Origin of the sequence: Agromyces tropicus, from assembly GCF_039531345.1 — a bacterium.
GTDB lineage: Bacteria > Actinomycetota > Actinomycetes > Actinomycetales > Microbacteriaceae > Agromyces > Agromyces tropicus.
In genome coordinates this window covers 948339-968401 of sequence record NZ_BAAAPW010000001.1, presented here as the reverse complement: position 1 = coordinate 968401, position 20063 = coordinate 948339, and the positions used below count along the sequence as shown (strand labels likewise).

General features: G+C 72.6%; 19 protein-coding genes. 8 read left to right on the top strand and 11 right to left on the bottom strand.

Going from position 1 to position 20063, the window contains the following annotated elements; genetic code table 11:
* Positions 1 to 149 precede the first annotated feature (149 nt).
* Together ABD230_RS04415 and ABD230_RS04410 are read left to right on the top strand one after the other, a co-directional pair.
* Positions 150 to 1631 carry a hypothetical protein gene (locus ABD230_RS04415; protein WP_344369740.1) on the top strand — a complete coding sequence of 494 codons (1482 nt, stop codon included), beginning with the start codon at positions 150 to 152 and terminating at the stop codon, positions 1629 to 1631.
* Entirely contained in the window at positions 1628 to 2212 is a 585-nt protein-coding gene (locus ABD230_RS04410; protein WP_344369739.1) for a hypothetical protein, read from the top strand. Before ABD230_RS04415 ends, ABD230_RS04410 begins: the two co-directional genes overlap by 4 nt.
* Positions 2213 to 2435: 223 nt before the next feature.
* On the opposite strand, the gene ABD230_RS04405 is transcribed toward ABD230_RS04410, so the two are convergent.
* The 6 genes from ABD230_RS04405 to ABD230_RS04380 form a co-directional block, all read right to left on the bottom strand.
* On the bottom strand, positions 2436 to 2567 hold the full coding sequence (locus tag ABD230_RS04405; protein ID WP_344369737.1) for a hypothetical protein: 132 nt from the start codon (positions 2565 to 2567) through the stop codon (positions 2436 to 2438).
* A gap of 214 nt (positions 2568 to 2781) precedes the next feature.
* Positions 2782 to 4125, bottom strand: coding sequence for an APC family permease (locus ABD230_RS04400; RefSeq protein ID WP_344369736.1), 1344 nt, complete (start codon positions 4123 to 4125; stop codon positions 2782 to 2784).
* A gap of 137 nt (positions 4126 to 4262) precedes the next feature.
* The gene (locus tag ABD230_RS04395; RefSeq protein ID WP_344369735.1) at positions 4263 to 7376 is read right to left on the bottom strand and encodes a M14 family metallopeptidase; all 3114 of its coding nucleotides are present in this window, start codon (positions 7374 to 7376) and stop codon (positions 4263 to 4265) included.
* A 147-nt stretch (positions 7377 to 7523) separates the two neighbouring features.
* Entirely contained in the window at positions 7524 to 8339 is an 816-nt protein-coding gene (locus tag ABD230_RS04390; protein ID WP_344369733.1) for a TIGR01458 family HAD-type hydrolase, read from the bottom strand.
* Positions 8340 to 8342: 3 nt separating this feature from the next.
* Positions 8343 to 9536 carry an FAD-dependent oxidoreductase gene (locus ABD230_RS04385; RefSeq protein WP_344369731.1) on the bottom strand — a complete coding sequence of 398 codons (1194 nt, stop codon included), beginning with the start codon at positions 9534 to 9536 and terminating at the stop codon, positions 8343 to 8345.
* A 143-nt stretch (positions 9537 to 9679) separates the two neighbouring features.
* Positions 9680 to 11011 (bottom strand): MFS transporter, encoded by a 1332-nt coding sequence (locus ABD230_RS04380; protein ID WP_344369729.1) that lies wholly within the window; start codon positions 11009 to 11011, stop codon positions 9680 to 9682.
* Between the two features lie 77 nt (positions 11012 to 11088).
* Between ABD230_RS04380 and prfB the strand changes: the two genes are divergently transcribed.
* Positions 11089 to 12198 (top strand): peptide chain release factor 2, encoded by a 1110-nt coding sequence (prfB, locus tag ABD230_RS04375; RefSeq protein ID WP_344369728.1) that lies wholly within the window; start codon positions 11089 to 11091, stop codon positions 12196 to 12198.
* Positions 12199 to 12329: 131 nt separating this feature from the next.
* Entirely contained in the window at positions 12330 to 12860 is a 531-nt protein-coding gene (locus ABD230_RS04370) for a flavodoxin domain-containing protein (RefSeq protein ID WP_344369726.1), read from the top strand.
* 10 nt (positions 12861 to 12870) lie between these two features.
* Here ABD230_RS04370 and ABD230_RS04365 read toward each other — a convergent pair whose 3' ends face one another.
* Positions 12871 to 13299 carry a cupin domain-containing protein gene (locus ABD230_RS04365; RefSeq protein ID WP_344369725.1) on the bottom strand — a complete coding sequence of 143 codons (429 nt, stop codon included), beginning with the start codon at positions 13297 to 13299 and terminating at the stop codon, positions 12871 to 12873.
* An 88-nt stretch (positions 13300 to 13387) separates the two neighbouring features.
* On the opposite strand from ABD230_RS04365, the gene ftsE reads away from it, so the two are divergent.
* The 3 genes from ftsE to smpB all read left to right on the top strand — a co-directional run bounded on the left by ftsE (position 13388) and on the right by smpB (position 16267).
* On the top strand, positions 13388 to 14776 hold the full coding sequence (ftsE, locus tag ABD230_RS04360; protein WP_344369724.1) for a cell division ATP-binding protein FtsE: 1389 nt from the start codon (positions 13388 to 13390) through the stop codon (positions 14774 to 14776).
* On the top strand, positions 14773 to 15684 hold the full coding sequence (gene ftsX / locus ABD230_RS04355; protein ID WP_344369723.1) for a permease-like cell division protein FtsX: 912 nt from the start codon (positions 14773 to 14775) through the stop codon (positions 15682 to 15684). Before ftsE ends, ftsX begins: the two co-directional genes overlap by 4 nt.
* A 106-nt stretch (positions 15685 to 15790) precedes the next feature.
* Positions 15791 to 16267, top strand: a complete 477-nt coding sequence (smpB, locus tag ABD230_RS04350; RefSeq protein ID WP_344369721.1) for an SsrA-binding protein SmpB — start codon at positions 15791 to 15793, stop codon at positions 16265 to 16267.
* Positions 16268 to 16271: 4 nt separating this feature from the next.
* Here smpB and ABD230_RS04345 read toward each other — a convergent pair whose 3' ends face one another.
* Both ABD230_RS04345 and ABD230_RS04340 read right to left on the bottom strand, forming a co-directional pair.
* Entirely contained in the window at positions 16272 to 16616 is a 345-nt protein-coding gene (locus ABD230_RS04345; protein WP_344369719.1) for a winged helix-turn-helix domain-containing protein, read from the bottom strand.
* Positions 16609 to 17073, bottom strand: a complete 465-nt coding sequence (locus tag ABD230_RS04340) for a hypothetical protein (RefSeq protein ID WP_344369718.1) — start codon at positions 17071 to 17073, stop codon at positions 16609 to 16611. Before ABD230_RS04340 ends, ABD230_RS04345 begins: the two co-directional genes overlap by 8 nt.
* A 106-nt stretch (positions 17074 to 17179) precedes the next feature.
* Between ABD230_RS04340 and ABD230_RS04335 the strand changes: the two genes are divergently transcribed.
* Positions 17180 to 17917, top strand: coding sequence for a tyrosine-protein phosphatase (locus ABD230_RS04335; RefSeq protein ID WP_344369717.1), 738 nt, complete (start codon positions 17180 to 17182; stop codon positions 17915 to 17917).
* 16 nt (positions 17918 to 17933) lie between these two features.
* Here ABD230_RS04335 and ABD230_RS04330 read toward each other — a convergent pair whose 3' ends face one another.
* The gene (locus ABD230_RS04330; RefSeq protein WP_344369716.1) at positions 17934 to 18593 is read right to left on the bottom strand and encodes an SIMPL domain-containing protein; all 660 of its coding nucleotides are present in this window, start codon (positions 18591 to 18593) and stop codon (positions 17934 to 17936) included.
* 112 nt (positions 18594 to 18705) lie between these two features.
* Positions 18706 to 19992 carry a glycosyltransferase gene (locus tag ABD230_RS04325; RefSeq protein WP_344369714.1) on the bottom strand — a complete coding sequence of 429 codons (1287 nt, stop codon included), beginning with the start codon at positions 19990 to 19992 and terminating at the stop codon, positions 18706 to 18708.
* Between the last annotated feature and the right edge of the window lie 71 nt (positions 19993 to 20063).

Sequence of the window (20063 nt, the reverse complement as noted above, 5' to 3'; positions counted from 1 at the left end):
GGAACACCCCGGGGCCGGGCGCGGGCTCGCCCTGATGCGCGCCCACGGCGCCCGCGCGACGCTGGGGGCGGTTGCAGAACGCGGGCCACGGCCCCGGCGTTCGAACGACGGGGCCTGACCCGATCGGACGAGTCGATCGGGGGGATCGCATGTCCGGAACGAGAACACGTCGCGGGGCCGCCCGCGCGCTCACCGTCGCACTCGCGGCAGCGGTCGCGGCCGTCGTGCCCGCCATCGCCGCCGGAGCGGCCGAACCCGACGTCGAGACGCGCGTCATCACGTTCGAACAGGTCGCCGACGAGCAGATCGACGACCAGCACGTCCGGGACCTTCCCGTCGACGACCGATTCGAGCGGTTCGGCCTCGCCGCCTCCGCCGGGGTGGTGCATCGACTGGACGACGGCGATCACGTGCTGCTCTTGGCACCGGACTGCTGCCTGCCCTCCGAGCATCGCTTCGACCACGCCCTGGACGTGCGTGCCATCACCGTCGAGGTGCTGCCGACGGCACCGCCGGTCACGGCGTCGCTGCTCGTGCGCCTCGAGGCGTACGACGCCGACGGCGCGCTGCTCGACGCCGACGAGCGGGTGTTCGACCAGACACTGATCGACCTCGTCCCCAAGCTGCGAGCGGGGCCGCTCGTCGCGGTCCAGAGCGTCGTGGCCGCCGCCCGCGGAGAGCCTGCCGTCGTGCCGGCCGTCGGGACGCCCATCGACCTCGACATGCACGTCGAGACGCCCGGCCCGCCGATCGCGTCGATCAGCTTCCTGACCGAGGGTCCGTCGACGATCGGCCTGGTCCTCGACGACCTCGCGCTGCAGGTCGTGCGCCCGCCGACTGCTCCGTCGATCGAGCTCACCGGCGACTTCGCCGGTGGCGAGCCCGTCGAGGTGGTCGTCGACGCCGAAGCGGATGCCGACGGCGAGATCGTGCAACGATCGTTCGCCGGCGCCCAGCCCGTCATCACCGGGGTGATCAGCTCGGTCGACGCGCTCGAGTCGGTCGTGGTGGAGTACACCCTGCCTGGCGGCGCGACCGTGCCGACGGTGCTCTGCACCGCGTGCGGCGGCGGCGAGGCCGGCGACGTGCCGCTGCAGCATCCGTTCTTCGCCGAGGGCATCGAACCGCTCGACGGACTCACCGTCGCCACGATCATCGCGACGACCGACCGCGGCGCCGAGGCGCGCACGGAGGTCGCCGCGGAGGTCGCGGTCGAGGTGACGGGGCCGCCGCCCGCGCCGCCGGAGCCCACGGACTCAGAGGATCCCACGGCGTCCGAGGACCCGACGGAGCGTCCGGTGGGCCCCGATCCGGATCCGCCCGACCCGATCGCGCAGCTGCTCGCCTGGCTCGGCGACCCCGCGCACGGCGGCCCGACCGCGCTCATCGTGATGCTCGTCGCCGCGATCGCCGCACTCGTGCTCGCGCGCAGCATCAACTCGTCGAGCTCCGACGCGCAGCGCCGGCGACTCGCGAAGCACCTGCGCGTCGTCGTCGGTGCGAACCCCGCGGTCAGCCTGGGGCCGCCGGTCCGCGCACCCGGCGAGGCGTCGACCCGCGGCATCCGCCTGCGACCGCATCCGGGCCACTGGATCTCCGGACCGATCACCGAGGAGCGTGACGAACCATGAGCACCATGCGACTGACCATCCGGGCACTGACCGTCGGCGAGGAGGCGTCGGCACGGTCCGACCTCGCGCGCGTCGCCGACGAGCAGGGCGTCGGCGCCGCGGCCACCGAGGCGATCGCGCGACTCACCGCCGCGGGCGGGGGGTTCGTGTGCGACGAGGTCGGGAAGATGGCCGACTCGCTGCTCGACCTCGACGTCACCGACGTGCTCGCGCACGCGTGGGATCGGGCGAAGGCGATCGACGAGGCCCGGGCCACCTCGCGGGTCGAGCCCGGCACCGAGACCATCGTGCCGCTCGCGACGCACACCGCGACCGCGAAGTACGAACCGCGCGTCGACGTCGTCATCGACGAGGTGCCGATCACGAGCGTCGACCTCGAGGCGAAGCTCGAGCTCACCCTCCGCGGGGCGCTGCTCGCGTTCCGCGGCGGCGAACTCGCGAGCGTGCGCTCCGGCGACCTCGAGGTCACGGGCACGCTGAGCTGCGAGGGCGTGCGCATCGGCCGGCGCACGACGACGCTCGACCTGCCGATGCTGATGCGGATGACGCCGAAGCTCGAGCCTGCGGGCGCCGGCGGCTGAGCGGCTCGGCTCCTGTGGCCGGTGCCGGATGCCGGCGCGCCGGGTGCCGGGCACCGGCATCCGCTCGGGAGGAGAAATCATCCGACACGCCGTATGCAGGATGCCGGCTCGCCGGGGCGGGGGCGGAAGTTCCTCCCGAACGAGAGGCCAGCCGTGCGCGCGGCCGGGGTGGGCCGGCGCGTGCGCGCGGCCCGGGCGCGAGACCGAGCCGTCGCCGGCGCGTTCAGCCGCGCGTCAGCGCCATGCCGAGGATGAGGACGGCGACGAGCACGATCGGCACGCCGACGACGCCGAGGATGATCATGCGGCGGAGCCGGTAGATCGAGTCGTCGTCCCACATCGCGGTGGGTCTCATCCCGTCGCGATGCACGCGTCGGAAGCGGGTGCCGCAGTCGACGCATTCCCAGACGGTGCCCACGGCGTGGTCGCTCGCGGCGGGGAGCCTGCATCGGTGCAGATCGGGTGGCGGTACGCGTTCAGCGGACGGCATGCGCCTCACGATACGGTCCGGGCGGCCGCCGTGGGGCGGATCGCGCGGGCTGTGGATGACCTGGTTCCGACCGATCCGCTCAGCGGCGTTCCCGGTCGTCGGCGTCCGACGCGGACCGGTGCGAACGGCGCCGCACGAACCCCCAGCGGAGCGCCGCGACGAGCAGCACGCACACGGCCATGAGCAGCACGGTCGACGGGCTCGAGGCGAGCTGCTGCACGACGAGCGTCACGAGCGCCGCGGTGCAGGCGAGCGCGCCGATGCCACTGACCGCGCGGCTGAGCGCACCGCGCAGCACCAGGAACGCGAGGGCGTTGGTGACCCCGAACACCATGAGGAACATCGCCGAGCCGAACGCGAGCAGCGACCCGATGTCGGGCAGCATCGCGAACGCCGCGCCGAAGACCGCGAGCAGCACCAGCGCCGACACCGGAAGGCCGCGGCGCGACCGCGCGAACACGGCGGGAAGCTCGCCGGCGGAGGCGACCTCGTGCATCTGCCGCGCGGTCGAGAACAGGGTCGCGTTGATGGCCGAGCTCGAGGCGAGCAGCGCGCCGAGCGTCGCGATCCAGTAGCCCGCGGTGCCGAGCGCCGCCTGGCCGGCGGTCGCGAACGCCACCTCGCGCTGCGCGACGATCTGGTCGTCGCTCACGAGCATCTGGGTGCCGATCGTCACGACGACGTAGATCACGGCGACGAGGCCGACGGAGAGGTACAGGGCGCGGGGGAGCGTGCGCCGTGGCCGCTCGATGTCGTCGTAGTCGTACGAGAGGAGCTCGAAGCCCTCGTACGCGACGAAGATCGAGCTCGCGGCGACGAACACGCCCGCAACGGTGAGATCGGAAGCCGGAGCCAGGCGTTCGGGTGAGAAGTGCGCGAGCCCCACCCCGGCGATGAGCGCGAGCACGAGCAGCTTGACGGCGACGACCAGGTCCTCCGACCAGGCCGACGCGCCGACGCCGCGCAGGTTGATGAGCAGGAACACGGCGAGCACGAGCACCGACCCGGCGTCTGCGGCGACCTCGGGCAGGCCGAGCACGTTCGCGGCGTAGTGCCCGAAGGTGAACCCGTAGACCGCGAGCGCGATCACGTAGCCGAACATGAGCAGCCACGACAGCATCGCGCCGAGCGAGCGGTGCCCGGCGTCGGCGAGGAACACGAACAGGCCGCCCGAGCGCCCCGCCCGCATGGAGAGGGCGCCGAACGAGTGCGCGGTCATGAGCGCGATGAGCCCGCCGATCGCGAACGCGACCCAGGCGAGGTGGCCGGCCAGGCCCACCGTCACGCCGAGCACGCTGAAGATGCCGCCGCCGATCATGCCCCCGACCGCCATCGCGGTCGCGTCGCGGAGGCGCAGCTTCCGGTCGCCGCGGGCTGCGACCTCGACCCGCGGGTGGAAGGGGAACCTGCGTGCGGAGTCCATCCGACCGATCTCCTTCCGCTGTCACCGTCCCTCGGTCATCCTCGCACCGCCGCCACGCGCAGGGGCGGACGCCGGAGCGGCCGGCGACCCTGAGGTCGCCGGCCGCCCCGTGTCGGTGTCCCGAACGGGAGTGCGCGTCAGTCCAGCAGGTGGCTGAGCGCGGCCTCCATCCAGTCGGCCCGGGTCGCGGCATCCGTGATGCCCTCGAACCCGAAGCCCGCGTAGAGCGAGCCCGGCGTGGCCACGACCGCGGCCTCCGGGAACCCGCCCGCCGTGGTGCGGATGAAGTTGTTCGGGTTGGGCGAGCTGCCCGGAGGCGGCCCCGTGATCTCCCAGCCACCGAGGTCCGTCTCGAACGAGGTCGTACCCTCGCCCGTCGAGACCTCGACGTCATCGAAGAACACGCCCAGGCCCTGCGTCGCCCAGTCGCTGGCGTACGACAGCGCGACCTCGACCTGGCCGCCGGCCCACGGGCTGAGGTCGACCTCCCACTGCTGCCAGCCGCCGGAGTTGCCGGACGCGGCGTTCCACGAGCCCCCGCCCGACCCGGTGGGGTCGCACGTGTTCTCGTCGATGAACGTCTGGTAGTAGTCGAGCTGCGGGTGCAGCTGGTCACCCCACCCGGCCGGACAGCTCTGGCCGGTGTCCTGCGACGTGTGCCCGTTGGCGTCGGGCAGCGTCGTCCAGTCGTCCTGGCCCGGCGTGTGCGCCTCGACGAACGTGAAGTCCCAGTCCGCCTCGGTGTCGTACGACGTCCAGAACGAGAGCGTCGCCCCGCCGGCCGGCACGTCGATCGTGCGCATGACCTGCTTGTACGACACGTCCCCGAGCTGCGAGTACAGGTAGTAGTCGCCCGTGTGCGGCGCGTACGGTCCGCCTGGGCGATCCCACTTGCCGGCGACCCAGCTCTCGAACTGCGGGTAGTCCGCCGGAGGCAGCACGCCGCTCGTCGTGATGAACGAGTTCGTGTGGAACTGGTTCTCCGCGCTGTCCGTGCCGTTGAAGCCCCAACTGAGGCCCTCGAGCGGGACATCCACGCCGAGCGCGTCGAGCACGTCGCCCTGGTCGTCCAGGCCGGCCGAGTCGACCGCCACGTAGGCGCCGAGCCAGTACTGCAGCACGTCGTTCGTCGCGTCGCCCGAGCCGAACAGCGCCTTGCATCGAACCAGCACGGCCGCATCGGCACGACACTCGGCGTTCGCCGAGGTCGGGTCGAAGAACTGCGTGCCGAGGTTCGGCGTGTACTGGCTGCCGGCCCAGTCGCCCGTGTAGAGCACCTGGCCGCCCTCGTTCATGAAGTCGCGGACGTTCAGGAGTTCGTCCATCGCCAGGCGCGACGCGTTGCCGCCGCCCCAGCCGACCTCACGGGTCACGATGTCGTCGCCGGTGTACCAGACGACGGCGTCGAAGTGCGAGAGCACGCCGAGCGCGTCCGCCGCGACGCGACCGCGGGCGTCGACGTCGTAGACGTCGTAGCTCGTGCCGTTCGCGTCGAGCGCGTCGGTGTAGTACGACAGGTAGTTCGGGCCGCCGGCCTGCCCCGGCGAGGCGCCCGTGTAGTCCTCGGCCGCGAGCACGAGCACGTCGGCACCCGACTCGGAGACGGCCTCGTAGGTGAACGAGTCGCTCACCTCGCCGCCGCCCTCGAACCAGACCTCGACCGAGTCACCGGGATCGGTGCCCGTCACCATGCCGCTCATCACGTGGTAGTACACGTCGGTGTTGCCGCCGTAGCGGTCGCCGCCGTTCCACTCCGACGTCGACGCGCTCTGCGCGGCGCCGCCGTTGATGGAGTACTTCACGGTGACGTCGCCGAGGCTGCGCTTCGCGAGGACGCGCACCTCCTGCGGGTCGCCGTAGGAGTAGTCGAACGTGAAGTTCGACTGCGGGAGCCCGACCTTGTAGTCGTCGTCGCTCTGCAGGTAGAACGGCTCCGTCGTGATGCCGAGGTGCGACACCGGGTTCGCCGGGTCGACGGCCGACTTCGCGACGTCCGTCGAGAACGGCAGGATCCGCTCGAACTCCGCCTGCACCAGTGCCTCGTCGTCCGGGAAGACGAACCCGGCACCGCTGCCGCCGTCGCTGAGCTCCGGCGTCCAGGCGAGCGTGCCGTGCGACACGTGCGCGAAGTCGGTGGTCTCACCGTTCGTCACGTACAGCACGTCGGAGGACAGCCCCGGTTCGAAGTCGTCGATCGCGGGGTTGTCGAGGTTGCCCGAGAGTGCGTAGTAGATCGGATCGTCACCGCTCGGCGTGGCGATCTGCCATCCCTCCGGGTACAGGAGCCACTGGCCGAACGAGTGGTAGTTGATCTGGAACTCCGGGTGCGCCCGGTCGAAGAGCGCCATCATCGCCTGCGTCTCCGGCTCGGATGCCGGCGACGGTCCGCGATACGTCTCGCTCGAGGTCTGCGCCGACGAACCCTCCTCGTCGTACCCGAAGTGCTCCGGGTAGTTGCGGTTCGGGTCGACGCCGTCACCGCGGGTGATCTCGCCGTTGCCGTCGTTGTCGCGCAGGTTCTTCCGCCAGAGTCGCTCGTTGTCGAACGTGTATTGGTAGCCGTCGGGGTTGGCGACGAGCAGGAACCACAGCTCGGTGGACTTCAGGAGGTCCTTGACCTCCGTGTCGTTGGCCCGCCACTCGTCGATGTACCAGTTCAGCAGGCGCCGGTTGGTCTCCGCCGCGATCCACTCGCGCGCGTGCTGCGTCGAGCTGTAGACCACCGCGGGACGCGAGCCGTCCTTCTGGCCCTTCGCGCCCTGCGTGAGCTTGAGCGCGATGATCTCGCGGCCCTGGTACGTGTGCCCGAGGACGACCAGCTTGACCAGCTGCGGGTTGTCCTTGGCGAGCTGGTACATCTGGTCGCGGAAGCCGCCGGGCTCGTCGTACGAGCGCCAGACCGTATAGCCGGACGCCGCCTGCTCCTGGGCGGACTGCTTCGCGGACTTGCCGTTCTTGCCCTTCGTCAGCTTGACGTCGATGCCGCGCTCGGAGAGCCCTTGGGCCTCGTCCTCGGAGAGGATGAGCTGCATCTCGACTCCGCGTCCGGAGGCCTTGCTCGCGGCGATGTCGAGCCCGGAGGCAGCCATGTCGGCCGCCTGCTCCGCGCTGACCTCCGCGGTGTACATGTCGAGTTCACCCACGTCGTCCTCGGCGGCGTTGGCGCCGAGGGGACTCAGCATCGCCGCGAGGACCGCGACGGCCGCGGTTCCGAGGGCGATCCGTGTTCGGGTGGGACGGTTTCCAGTCATGACGACCCCTCCGGTCCGAATCCGGCCAGAGGGGATTGGTGACGACGTCGTTGTTCGTACCAAGCTCGCCACGCTTCTGGCGTTGTGCGGACCCAAGGGACACACTGCTGCGGTTGCGAGCAGCCTGTCAAGATCCAATTCGAGGGATCATCGGCTCCGCCACCAGCCGGGCAGGTCGGCGACCGAGTCGAGCACGGCGTCGGGTGACGCGTCACCGTCGAGATCCGCCGCGTCGAACTTGCCGGTGCGGACGAGCACGCCCGTCATGCCGGCGCGCTGGGCGCCCTCGACGTCCGAGCGGATGTCGTCGCCGACCATGACGAGCTCGGCGGCGTCCTCGTCGAGCGACCGGGCCGCCGCGAGGTAGAACTCGCGCGCGGGCTTGCCGAGCACGACCGCCTCGCGGCCCGACGCGTACTCGAGCGCGCGGACGAACGCGCCGACGTCGAGGCGCAGGCCGTCCTCGGCGCGCCAGAACCGCGTGAGTCCCAGCGCGACGAGCGGCGTGCCCGCGTCGGCCATCAGCAGACGGAACGCCCGGTTCAGGGTCGCGAAGTCCCACGCGTCGCCGAGGTCGCCGACGACGACCGCGTCGACCGGACCGTCGGTGTCGGCCGACCGGGTCGCATCCGTCCTTCCGGCCGAGGGCGCCGCCTCGACGCCGAGCTCGCCGAACTCGCGCGCCGTGGCATCCGGCACGAACAGCGCCGGGCGACGGCGACCCTCGCGATCGAGCCATGCGGCCGCTGCGGTGACCGGGGTGAGCAGGTCGGCGGCGTCCACCTCGACGCCCAAGCGCCCCAGCTTCGCGACGAGGTCGGGACGGGGGCGCGAGGTCGTGTTCGTGAGGAATCGGTGCGGGATGCGCTCGCGCACCATCCACGCGACCGCCTCGGCGCCGCCGGGCACGGGCTCGTCGCCGACGTAGAGCACGCCGTCGAGGTCCAGCAGGATGCCCGCCATGGCTCAGACGCCCGTCGTGCCCTTGAGCCCCGTGCCGCCGGCGATGGAGCGCATCACGATGGTCTTGACCACCGGCAGCGACGAGCCGCGCAGCGCCCACCGACGCATCAGCAGGTGCCACCGGTCGGGCGGGAGGAAGGTGCCGGCCGCGCGACGCCCGGCGGCCTGCTTCTCCTCGACGACCGGGCGCCACCGGCGCTCGTACTCGACCATGGCCGACTCGATCGCCGCGGCATCCGTGCACGGGCCGATGAGGCTCGTGAGCAGCTCCGCGCCGGCGATCGCCAGAGACGCGCCCTGCCCGGCGAGCAGCGACACCGCCTGGCAGGCGTCGCCCGCGAGCACGGTCGACCCGCGATGCCAGCGCGGCAGCACGACCTGCGCGACGACGTCGTCGTACGGGTGCGGCGGGCAGCGGTCGAGCAGCCGGTCGATCGGCTCCCACAGGCCCCCGAACACGCGGCGGAGGCGGGTCGGCGCGTCCTCGCCGGCCGGCGGTTGGCCGGCCGCGTCCTCGCGGTAGGCGAGGAAGGCCGCCACCCGACCGTCGCGCAGGCTGTAGATGCCCGCCTGCCGGTCGATGGTGTCGGTCAGCACGAACCGGCCGTCGTACTCCGCGTGCAGCTCGGGTGCGCCGTCGATCACGTACGCCGCTGCACGCAGGCCGAGCGGGCGCAGGTACTGCGACTCGTCGCCGAACAGCGACGCGCGCACGCTCGAGTGGATGCCGTCGGCACCGATGACGACGTCGGCGCCCTCGAGCAGCCGCGCGACCTCCTCGGGGTGCTCGGCGCCGTCCTCCTCGGCGAACCGCGCGCCGTAGTGCACGCGCACCGATCCCTCGGGGGCGTCGCCGAGCGCGTCGAGCAGCACGAGCTCCAGGTCCGGCCGCATGAGGCTGAGCAGCCGCCCGTCGAGGGCCGACGCGAACTGGTCGTAGTCGATGCTCGCGGTCCGCTTGCCGCGCTTCGCGTCCACGTACTCGACGGCCCCGATCCGGTAGGCGGCGTCGCGGAGCCGTGGGAGCAGGCCCATCCGCTCGGCCGCGTCGAACCCCAGGCCGAAGAAGTCCATCATGTAGCCGTCCGCGCGCGGGCCGTCCGCCCGCTCGAGCACGTCGACCTCCCAGCCCGCGAGCGCGAGCTGCCGCGCGCTCGCGAGGCCCGCCATCCCCGCACCGATCACCGCTGCGCGCACCCTCGGCCTCCGCTCCCGGCGCTCGATCGCGCCGCCTGATCCCGACGCTACCGAAGCCCGTGCGGAGACCGCGGGCCTTCGGTCGCGCGGCTGACGGGGGGCAGGTCGCCGCCCCGCGGCGAGCCACGGTCAGAGGTCTGCGGTCAGAGGTCTGCGGTCGGCGTCCACGCCTCGTCGGGCTCGCCCGGGTCGGGCGACGGATGCCGCGGAGCGCGCGGCACGTACCGCGGGATCCAGCGCCACAGCATGGCCGCGCCGACGAGGCCCAGCACGCCCATCGCCGCGCTCGCCGCCATGAGGGAGAGCGCCGAGGTGATCGCCGAGATCGCGAGGGGGGCCGCGGCGCCGCCGGCGTCGGCGAGCGTGCGGAACGCACCGAGGAACGGCGCCGGGTTCGCGGCGGGAGCGAGGTCGGCCCCGAGCGTCAGCACGACGCCCGACGACAGCCCGTTCGCGATGCCGAGCAGGATCGCGACGCCCGTGAACCACGCGACGGCCCCGGGCACGTCGTGCGTCGCGGCGAGCACGAGGTGGCCCGCCGAGAGCCCGACGAGCCCCGGGATGGCGCCCCACATCCGCCCGTGCCGGTCCATCACGTGGCCGCTGACGGAGAAGAGGGTGAAGTCGATCGCCGCGGCGATGCCGATCACGAGCGCCGCGGCGTCCGGCCGCATGCCGATGGAGACCGCCCACAGCGGGACGATGACCATGCGGCTGGCGCGCAGCGCCGCGAGCAGCCCGATGCCGGTGCCGATCCGGGCGAGCACCCCGCGGTACGTCACGATCGCGTGACGGATGCCGCCCGCGGCATCCGCTGCGGCCCGGTCGCCCGCCTCGTCCGTCGGCGTGCCGTCGCCGGCGACCGTCGTGCGCGCACGGAGCGCCGCACCGAACACGCGCTCGGGGTCCGGCAGCACGAGGAGCACGGCGACGACCGCCGCGCACGACGCCACGAGCACCCAGAACACGGCTGCGGCCGAGCCCGTCCACGCGATGATCGCGGCTGCCGTGAAGGGCCCGATCGCCCACCCGCCGCGGAAGACGCCGGCGAGCGTCGAGAGCGCGCGGGCGCGGATGCGCGCGGGCACGTAGCTCGTGAGGAACGCGTGCCGCGCGAGGCCGAAGACGGCGCTCGCGAGGCCGAGCAGGAACATCCCGACCGCGAGCGCCGGATTGGTCGGCACGAGCACCGCCAGCAGGCTGCCGAGCGCGGCGACCGCCGACGCCGCGATCATGGCGGCGCGCTCGCCGATGCGGGCGACGAGCCACCCGGCGGGCAGGTCGCCCACGAGCCCGCCGACCAGGAGCATCGCCGCGATGAGCCCCGCGAGCGCGAGCGAGGCGCCGCGATCGGTCGCCACGACCGGGATCACCGGGATGAGCGCCCCCTCGCCGAGCGAGAACAGGAGCGTCGGCAGGTAGGCCGGAAGGATGATCGACCGCCACGAGAACGCGTGCGCGGTGTCGGAGGTCATCGTCCCGATCGTACGCCCGGCCCGCGACCCGCCTCGCGCAGGTCGCTCCCGGCCGGGGCCACTAGGCTGGACGGGCCATGTTGGATCTTGACCTCTCGCAGGAGATCGCCGCCCTGCGCACCACCTTCCGCGACATCCGCTCCGTCGTCGACGTCGACGCCCTCGAAGCCGACATCGCGCGGCTCTCCGAGGAGGCCGGCGCTCCCGACCTCTGGGACGACCCCGCCAACGCCCAGAAGGTGACGAGCGCGCTCAGCCACCGCCAGTCCGAGCGCAAGCGCATCGCCGAGGTCGAGCAGCGCATCGACGACCTCGAGGTGCTCGTCGAGCTCGCCACCGAGATGGACGACGAGGAGGCCGCGCAGGAGGCGCGCCGCGAGCTCGCCGCGCTCGAGGACGTCGTCGGCCAGCTCGAGGTGCAGACGCTGCTCGACGGCGAGTACGACGCGCGCGGCGCCGTCGTCACCATCCGCTCCGGGGCGGGCGGCGACGACGCCACCGACTTCGCCGAGATGCTCATGCGCATGTACCTGCGCTGGGCCGAGCGCCACAAGTACCCGGTCAAGGTCATGGACACCTCCTACGCGGAGGGCGCGGGCATCAAGTCCGCGACGTTCGAGATCGACGTGCCCTACGCCTACGGCACCCTGTCGGTCGAGGCGGGCACGCACCGTCTCGCGCGCATCAGCCCGTTCGGCTCCGCCGACAAGCGGCAGACGAGCTTCGCCGCCGTCGAGGTCATCCCGGTGATGGAGGAGGCCCAGGAGGTCGACATCCCCGAGAACGACATCCGCGTCGACGTGTTCCGTTCCTCCGGACCCGGCGGCCAGTCGGTCAACACCACCGACTCGGCGGTGCGCCTCACGCACCTCCCGACCGGGATCGTCGTGTCGATGCAGAACGAGAAGTCGCAGATCCAGAACCGCGCCGCCGCCATGCGCGTGCTCCAGACGCGCCTGCTGCTGCTCAAGCGCGAGGAGGAGGCCGCGAAGAAGAAGGAGCTCGCGGGCACCATCACCGCGAGCTGGGGCGACCAGATGCGCTCCTACTTCCTCTACGGCCAGCAGCTCGTCAAGGACCTGCGCACCGGCTACGAGGTCGGCAACCCGGCGACCGTGTTCGACGGCGACCTCGACGGCCTCATCGCCGCCGGGATCAAGTGGCGCAAGCAGAAGCACGACGACTGAGCGCCTGAGCCCGCGGTCCGGCTCGCGGATGCCGCGGGGCGGGACCTTCGGCACCGCGCCGACCCGCGGCGGCGCCTAGCCTCACCGATGTGGGCGCCCGTCGAGGGGTGCCCGCGAGGGGAGTGAGCATCATGCGCGTCCTGGTCGCCTACTCGAGCAAGTACGGCGCGACCCGCGGCATCGCCGACCGGATCGCCGACCGCCTGCGGGACGCGGGCCACGAGGTCGACATCGAGCACTGCCACGACGTCGAGTACCCGGAGGGGTTCGACGCGTTCGTGATCGGCAGCGCCGCCTACCTCGGCAAGTGGCGCAAGGAGGCGCGGCGGTTCGTCCGCCACAACCACGCGCTGCTCGCGACGCGGCCCGTGTGGCTGTTCTCGAGCGGACCGCTCGGCACGGAGCGCATCGACAAGGACGGCAACGACGTGCTCGTCGCCGCGCAGCCGAAGGAGTTCCCCGAGTTCGAGGCGCTCATCCACCCGCGCGGCACCACGGTCTTCTTCGGCGCGCTCGACATCGAGCACCTGGAGGGTCCGGACCGAATCGTGAGCTGGATGCCCGCCAACGAGGCGCTGCCCGCAGGGGACTTCCGCGACTGGGACGCGATCGACGAGTGGGGCCGCATGGTCGCGGCCGACCTCGCCGAGCAGGACGCCTGACGTCTCGGGATCACCAGGGCGAGGGGCGCTCCGGGTCGCGTCGGCCGTCGTCGGGCAGGTGCGGCAGTTCCTCGCCGCCCGCGCGGATGCAGAGCCAGCGCAGCTGCTCGGGGCTGTCGGGCGTGCACCGCCAGGTGCGCCACACGTCCTGCCCGACCCGCACCACCGTGCCGGGCCCGACGTCGACGACCTCGTCGTCGAGGCCCATCTGGCCGCGCCCCGCGAGGAAGACGTAGACCTCCTCGATGCGGGCGTGCGTGTGCCAGTACCCGGCCTCCTCGCCGGGTTCGAGGGCGTTCGCGGTCATCCCGATGAACTGCATGTCGAGGTCGTGGTCGACGACCCGCCGCCCGTCCCGCGAGCTCTCGGGCCGGAAGCCGCCGTAGTGCCCGCGCCACGCGTCGAGGCCGCCCATCTGGAGTACCTGGAAGTCCGTCACGTCGGTCACTCTATCCACGCGCGCACGGGCGGGGGATTTCCGGTGTCGCTGCCCCATTTCGGGCCGATGCTGCCTAGGCTCGAACGCGATGATCCGCTTCGACTCCGTCACCAAGTCCTACCCGGGGCAGACCCGACCCGCGATCGACGGCGTCACGGTCGAGATCCTCCGCGGCGAGTTCGTCTTCCTCGTCGGCGCGTCGGGGTCGGGCAAGTCCAGCTTCCTCCGGCTGATCCTCAAGGAGGAGCGGCCGACCGCGGGTCGCATCCACGTGCTCGGGCAGGACCTGCGCACGATCTCGACGCGCAAGGTGCCGTACTTCCGGCGCAGCCTCGGCGTCGTGTTCCAGGACTTCCGGCTGCTGTCGAACAAGAACGTGTTCGAGAACGTCGCGTTCGCGCTGCGGGTGATCGGCAAGTCGCGCGGGTACATCCAGTCCGCCGTGCCCGAGACGCTCAAGCTCGTCGGGCTCGACGGCAAGGGCAAGCGGATGCCGCACGAGCTCTCGGGCGGCGAGCAGCAGCGCGTCGCCATCGCCCGCGCGATCGTCAACAAGCCCCAGGTGCTGCTCGCCGACGAGCCCACGGGCAACCTCGACCCCGTCACGAGCGCGGGCATCATGACGCTCCTCGAGCGCATCAACGCCGGCGGCACGACGGTGGTCATGGCCACGCACGAGGCCGGCATCGTCGACCAGATGCAGCGCCGCGTCATCGAGCTGAGCGCCGGCGAGGTCGTGCGCGACGAGCGCAGCGCAGGCTATGCGGTGGTCGGCGAGACGGTCGCCGTGACCTCGGTGGTCGGGGCCGTCCCGGCGGATCGCGCCGCGATCGCGCTGGCCGCGGTCGACGCGGAGGCCGACGAGGAGGCGGAGGCGCCCGTCGCCGCGCCCGCGGTCGCGACCGACGGCGCCGTGGCCGACGAGCTCGTGGCGTCGATCAGGGCCGACGAGGCCGCGCAGACGACGGATGCCGCGGACGGCGCCGCCGAGCCCGAGGCGCTCGCGGCCGCGGCATCCGTCGCCGACGAGGAGGCGGCGGCCCAGCCGGCCGAGCGCGCGCGCTCGAAGAAGGGCGCGGCGAAGGCCGCGGCGGCCGAGGCGGCCGAGGCGGCACCGGCGCCGGAGCAGGGCGCCGACGCCGAGGAGGAGTCGGGCACCGTCACCGTGGCGGCGCCGAAGGTCACCCGACAGGGCATGCGCGATGCGCAGCCGCTCTACGTCGAGCCGGAGGAGCGCGACGAGGTCACGGACGAGGCCGCCGAGATCACGGCCGCCGCCACGATGCCGGTCGAGCCGCTGCCCGCCGCCGACGCGGAGGGCGACGCCGACGAGACCGCATCAGGCCCGCCCGGGCGGCCCGCGGTGCCGGCGGCGTCGAAGTCCGCGCACCTCACGCTCGCCGAACGTCTCGGCCTCCGCAGCCCTGCCGGGCCGCGAGCGGGCGACGACGACCAGGAAGTGGGGCCGGTCAAGTGAGGTTCGGTCTCGTGCTCGCGGAGGCGGCCAACGGCCTGCGCCGCAACGCCACCATGGTCATCTCGGTCGTGCTCGTCACGTTCGTCTCGCTCACGTTCGTCGGCACGGCGGCGCTGCTGCAGCTGCAGATCGCGCAGATGAAGAACTACTGGTACGACCGCGCGCAGGTCGCCGTGTACCTCTGCACGGCGGTCTCGACCGCTCCGGGCTGCATCGACGGGGAGGCGACGCCGGAGCAGAAGGAGGCCGTCGAGGCGCAGCTGCGCGGCGACACCCTCGCGCCGTTCATCGACGAGTACTACTTCGAGGACCGCGAGCAGGCGTACGAGAACTTCCAGGAGCAGTTCGAGGGCACGCCGGCCGCGGACTACGTGACGCCCGACGTGCTGAACGAGACGTTCTGGGTGAACCTGGTCGACCCCTCGCAGTCGGCCGTGCTCGTGGAGAGCCTGGCGGGCATGTCGGGCGTGGAGCAGGTCGTCGACCAGCGCCGCTACCTCGACCAGATCTTCGACGTGCTGAACGCGGCCAGCTACACGGCCGTCGCCGTGGCGGCGATCATGCTGGTCGCCGCCGCACTGCTCATCGCCACGACCATCCGGCTGTCGGCGTTCTCGCGCCGCAAGGAACTCGGCATCATGCGGCTGGTGGGCGCGTCGAACCGCTTCATCCAGACGCCGTTCGTGCTCGAGGGGATCTTCGCGGGCCTCATCGGCTCGCTCCTGGCCGGGGGCGCCGTCGTGGCGATCGTCTACTTCTTCGTGCAGGGCTACCTCTCCGAATCGCTGTCGTTCACCTTCGTCGGGCTGGGCGACGCCCTGCTCGTGGTGCCCCTGCTCGTCGCGGTGGGCGTGCTGCTCGCCGCGATCTCGGCGGCGATCGCCATCCGTCGCTACCTGCGCGTCTGAGCCGCGCCGCCCCGGGGGAGGCGGGCGGATGTCGCCCGCGCCGGTAGACTGAAGGGCTGGCCGGCGTCCGCCGCCGGCATCCGTCATCGAAGCGAGGAGTGTGGCCGTGCCCAGGGAACGCGGTGAGAAGGTCGTGGCGACCAACCGCAAGGCGCGCCACGACTACCTGATCGAGGACACCTACGAGGCCGGCATCGTGCTCTCCGGGACCGAGGTGAAGTCGCTGCGCCAGGGGCGCGCGTCGCTCGTCGACGGCTACGCCTTCATCGACGGCGGCGAGATCTGGCTCGATGCGGTGCACATCCCGGAGTACACCGAGGGTACCTGGAACAACCACTCGCCCCGGCGCAAGCGCAAGCTGCTGCTGCACAGGCAGGAGATCGTGAAGATCAGCCACAAGACCAAGGAGGGCGGCTACACGCTCATCCCGCTGTCGCTGTACTTCAAGGACGGCCGGGCGAAGGTCGAGCTCGCGATCGCGAAGGGCAAGCGCGAGTACGACAAGCGGCAGGCGCTGCGCGAGCGGCAGGACAAGCGCGAGGCCGAGCGCGCCATGGCGTCGCGCCGCCACCTGGGGGAGTAGCGGTTCAGCCCGCGATCTCGCGGAGGGTCGCGAGGTGGGCAGCGAACGCGGCCCGGCCCTGCGGCGTCATCGACAGCCAGGTGCGCGGGAACTTGCCGACGAATCCCTTGCGGACCGCCACGTAGCCGGCGGCCTCGAGCGCGGACGCCTGCTTGCTCAGCGCCGAGTCGCTGAGCTCGACCGAGTCGCGCACGAAGGCGAACTCCGCCTCGTCGGCCGCCGCGAGCAGCGCCGCGATGGAGAACGGCACGGGTCGCTGGAGCAGCGGGTCGAGCCGATGCCTGGGGTGCGCCGCCTCCGCGGCATCACCGGCGCGGTCGCGCGCCTCGCCGCCCGCGGCGTCAGGCACGGACGACCACCAGCTCGCGCAGGGAGCCCCACAGCGGCGGGACCGCGGTCGCGATCGCGGCGATCGCGAAGTACACAGGGACGCCGGGGAACACGAGCAGGCCGAGGGTGAGCGAGACGGCGAAGACCCCGCCCCACGCGCCCACTGCGAGGCCGAAGCGCCGCGAGAACCCGAGGCTCGCCGCGCGCATCCGTCGCAGGTGCACGACCGAGAGCACGCCGAGCGTGACGGCGTACGCGATCGACAGGGCGAGGATCGGTCCCTCCTCGCTGCGCGCGTACCAGCCGAGGGCGAAGAGGTACATGGCGGATGCCGCGGCGAGCCCGGTCAGCCAGGCCGAGGCCGACGCCGAGCCCTCGACCGCGACCCGACGCGCTGCGCCCTCGGCCTCGCGGATGAAGGCGGCCGCGGCGGCGGGCTCGGGGCGGTCGGTGCCGGGGGAGTCGTGAGGGTCCATGGCAGCATGCTAGCAAGTACTTGCCAGTATAGAAAGTACTTGCGCTCGGCCCCCGTCTCCGCCTCCTCACGGCGTGCTGACGGCGACGCGGGCTAGACTCCGCCGCGTGGAGATCTCGACGCGCATCCCGGTGCCGGGCACCTACAACTTCCGCGACGTCGGCGGGCTCCCGGCCCGCGGCGGCATCGTGCGCTACGGCCGGCTGTACCGCTCCGACGGGCTGCACCGGCTCGGCCAGGACGGGCGCGACGCGCTCCGACGGCTCGAGGTCGGCATCGTCGTCGACCTGCGCGACGAGAACGAGGTCCGCATCATGCCCGACGACCTCGACGGCCTCGAGGTCGAGGTGCTGCAGCTGCCCGTCTTCGAGGGCTCGGGCGCGTCGCAGGGCGAGCGCGGGATCTCGCTCGAGGCGCTGTACCACCGGATCGTCACCCAGCACTCGCACGTGGTCGTCGAGGCCCTCCGCGAGATCACGGTGGCCGGTGATCGGGCCGTCGTGGTGCACTGCACCGCGGGCAAGGACCGCACGGGCATCGTCGTGGCGCTCGCGCTGCTGGCCGCGGGCGTCGAGCGCGAGTCCGTCATCGCCGACTACGTCGTGACCGAGTCGCTGCTCGCCGGCGAGTGGCTCGAGGAGATGGTCTCCCGCATCGGCGCCTACGGCATCCCCGACACCCCCGAGCTGCGCACGCTCATGGGCGGCAGCCCGCGCGAGGCGCTCGAATCGGCGCTCGACGAGGTCGAACGCCGCCACGGCTCCGTGCGCGAGTACCTCGTCGCCGCCGGACTCGACCGCGCCGAGCTCGCGGCGCTCGAGGCACGGCTCGTCGAGCGCGACTGACCTCGACGCCGCGCGCTCAGCCCGCGGTGAAGCGCGCGTCGACGGAGGCCTCGACCACGAGCGTCGCCGGCGCGAGCTCGGGCGCCGGCGGCCCGCCGGCCTCCATCGCGAAGCCCCGCACCGCGACCGCCTGGTGCGCCTTCGGCATCGGCTGCTCCGACAGCATGCCGTGGTCGGCCAGCTCCACCGGGGCCGGGGCGCTGAGCCCCAGCGCCTCGGCGTAGACCCTGGCCTTGCGCACGGCGTCGGCGACCGCCGCGCGTTGCGCCGTCTCCTGCACGCGAGCCCGCGTGGCATCCGTCAGACGCCAATCGACGCCGTCGACCGTGATCTCCTCCGAGGACGAGGCCGGGCCGACCCAGGCGCCCAGGGCATCGAGGTCGCGGAAGACCACCTCGAGCTGCGCCGCGGCCTGGTGCACCAGCGGCAGCTGGCGCCCGTCCGAGTTGAACGGCCGTCGCGACCACACGCGCAACTGGCCGGCCGACCACGACTCGAGCGACCCGGCGCCGTCGAGGTCGCGGATGCCGGCGAGCAGCCGCTCGTGCGCCACGCGGACCGCGTGCAGCACCCGATCGCGGTCGCCGCCGTTCGACGTGACCGTGAGTGCGACGGCCCCGAGCTCGGGGTCGATGCGCTCCTCGGCGCGACCGGTGACGGCGATCGTGGTCGGCATGCGGGACCTCCCGGGGTGCGGCCGCGTCGCGGCGTCGGACGGCCGCGCGACGCGGCGCGGCCGCCCTCAGCATACGTCGGGGCACGAGCCCCGCGGGAGGCCCTCGCGACCGTCAGGCGACGGCGCGCAGCGGCAGCACCCCGGCCGCGTCGAACAGCCGCTCGAACACCGCGCCGCGGTCGAACTGGAGCGCGTACGCCCGCGCCCGCTGGGCCCGGAGCGCGCGCTCGTCGGCCGGCAGGTCGAGCGCCCGGTCGATGGCCGCGGCGATCGCGTCGGGGTCGTCGACCGGCACGATGAGCGCGTGCTCGCCGACCGCCTCGCCGATGCCGCCCGTCTCGGTCGTGATCACGGTGCCGCCGCCCGACAGCATCTGCTCGGCCAGGGCGATGCCGAACGTCTCGACGAACTCGGGCCGCGGCTTGCTCGGCAGCACGTACGTCGCGCACCCCGCCATGAGGTACGGCTTCTCGGCGTCGTCGACGTCGTCGAGGAACACGATCCGGTCGGCGACGGGCGACGCGGCCGCCCGCTCCCGGAACTTCCCGGCCGCGGGGCCGCGCCCGACGATCACGAGCTTCAGCCGCTCGTTCGCCGCGGTGCGCTCGAACCCCGCGATGAGGTCGTCGACGCCCTTCGCCTCGGTCAGGCGCGACAGGAAGAGCACGTAGCCGTCGGGTTCGAGGCCGCGCGCCGCGAGCACGCCGCGGACGACCTCCCGGTCGAGGTCGAGGTACTGCGACGTGTCGATCGCCGGGTACGAGATGCGGATGCGGGCGCGGCACTGGTCGGCGAACCGGGTGCCGTGGAACGCGTCGATCTCGGCCGCCGCCGCCACGATGAGCTCGCGCGTGTACTCGGAGACCGCCACGCAGTGGTCCTGCGCGAGGTAGCTCGAGAGGATGTGCGCGGCGGCGCCGAAGCGCCCCTCCTCGACGCACGAGCGCACCACGTTCGTGACGTCGGAGCCGACGGCCTCCGCGATCGTCGTGACGTTCACCGGCAGGCCCGTGCTCCACGCGGCCCGCACCGCGTCGGTGACGGCCACCGTGTGCGGGCTGAGGTAGAGCGAGAGGCACACCGTCGGCACGCCGTCGGTGAAGAGCTCGACGAGGCGCCCCGTGATCCCCGCGAGGTAGCGCCCGTCGGGCACCTTGTAGTCGCCGACGGGTTCCGGGCGTTCGACGATGATGCCGTCGCTGTACGGCAGCATCCGATCAAGGGGCTTCAGCGGCAGGCCGGCCGCCTCCAGCCGGTCGATCGGCCAGGTCACGATGCGCACCTCGTCGAACCCGCGTTCCAGCGCGGCCTCGGCGAGGTTGCGACCCTCGACCGAATGGCCGCAGATCACCGGATCTGCGCGGTTGACGATGACGAGGCGGTTCCGGGGAGCGTTCATGGCTCCTCCTTCCTGGTGGGGCGCGGGTGCGCGTCCTGATTGCAGGTCGTGGTGGTGGCGGATGCCGCGGG

What these genes read in the sequence shown, in the direction of transcription:
- ABD230_RS04415 (WP_344369740.1), top strand. Translation starts at nt 150, where the DNA reads ATGTCCGGAACGAGAACACGTCGCGGGGCCGCCCGCGCGCTCACCGTC.
- ABD230_RS04410 (WP_344369739.1), top strand. Translation starts at nt 1,628, where the DNA reads ATGAGCACCATGCGACTGACCATCCGGGCACTGACCGTCGGCGAGGAG.
- ABD230_RS04405 (WP_344369737.1), bottom strand. Translation starts at nt 2,567, where the DNA reads ATGAGACCCACCGCGATGTGGGACGACGACTCGATCTACCGGCTCCGC.
- ABD230_RS04400 (WP_344369736.1), bottom strand. Translation starts at nt 4,125, where the DNA reads ATGGACTCCGCACGCAGGTTCCCCTTCCACCCGCGGGTCGAGGTCGCA.
- ABD230_RS04395 (WP_344369735.1), bottom strand. Translation starts at nt 7,376, where the DNA reads ATGACTGGAAACCGTCCCACCCGAACACGGATCGCCCTCGGAACCGCG.
- ABD230_RS04390 (WP_344369733.1), bottom strand. Translation starts at nt 8,339, where the DNA reads ATGGCGGGCATCCTGCTGGACCTCGACGGCGTGCTCTACGTCGGCGAC.
- ABD230_RS04380 (WP_344369729.1), bottom strand. Translation starts at nt 11,011, where the DNA reads ATGACCTCCGACACCGCGCACGCGTTCTCGTGGCGGTCGATCATCCTT.
- prfB (WP_344369728.1), top strand. Translation starts at nt 11,089, where the DNA reads ATGTTGGATCTTGACCTCTCGCAGGAGATCGCCGCCCTGCGCACCACC.
- ABD230_RS04370 (WP_344369726.1), top strand. Translation starts at nt 12,330, where the DNA reads ATGCGCGTCCTGGTCGCCTACTCGAGCAAGTACGGCGCGACCCGCGGC.
- ftsE (WP_344369724.1), top strand. Translation starts at nt 13,388, where the DNA reads ATGATCCGCTTCGACTCCGTCACCAAGTCCTACCCGGGGCAGACCCGA.
- ABD230_RS04340 (WP_344369718.1), bottom strand. Translation starts at nt 17,073, where the DNA reads ATGGACCCTCACGACTCCCCCGGCACCGACCGCCCCGAGCCCGCCGCC.
- ABD230_RS04330 (WP_344369716.1), bottom strand. Translation starts at nt 18,593, where the DNA reads ATGCCGACCACGATCGCCGTCACCGGTCGCGCCGAGGAGCGCATCGAC.
- ABD230_RS04325 (WP_344369714.1), bottom strand. Translation starts at nt 19,992, where the DNA reads ATGAACGCTCCCCGGAACCGCCTCGTCATCGTCAACCGCGCAGATCCG.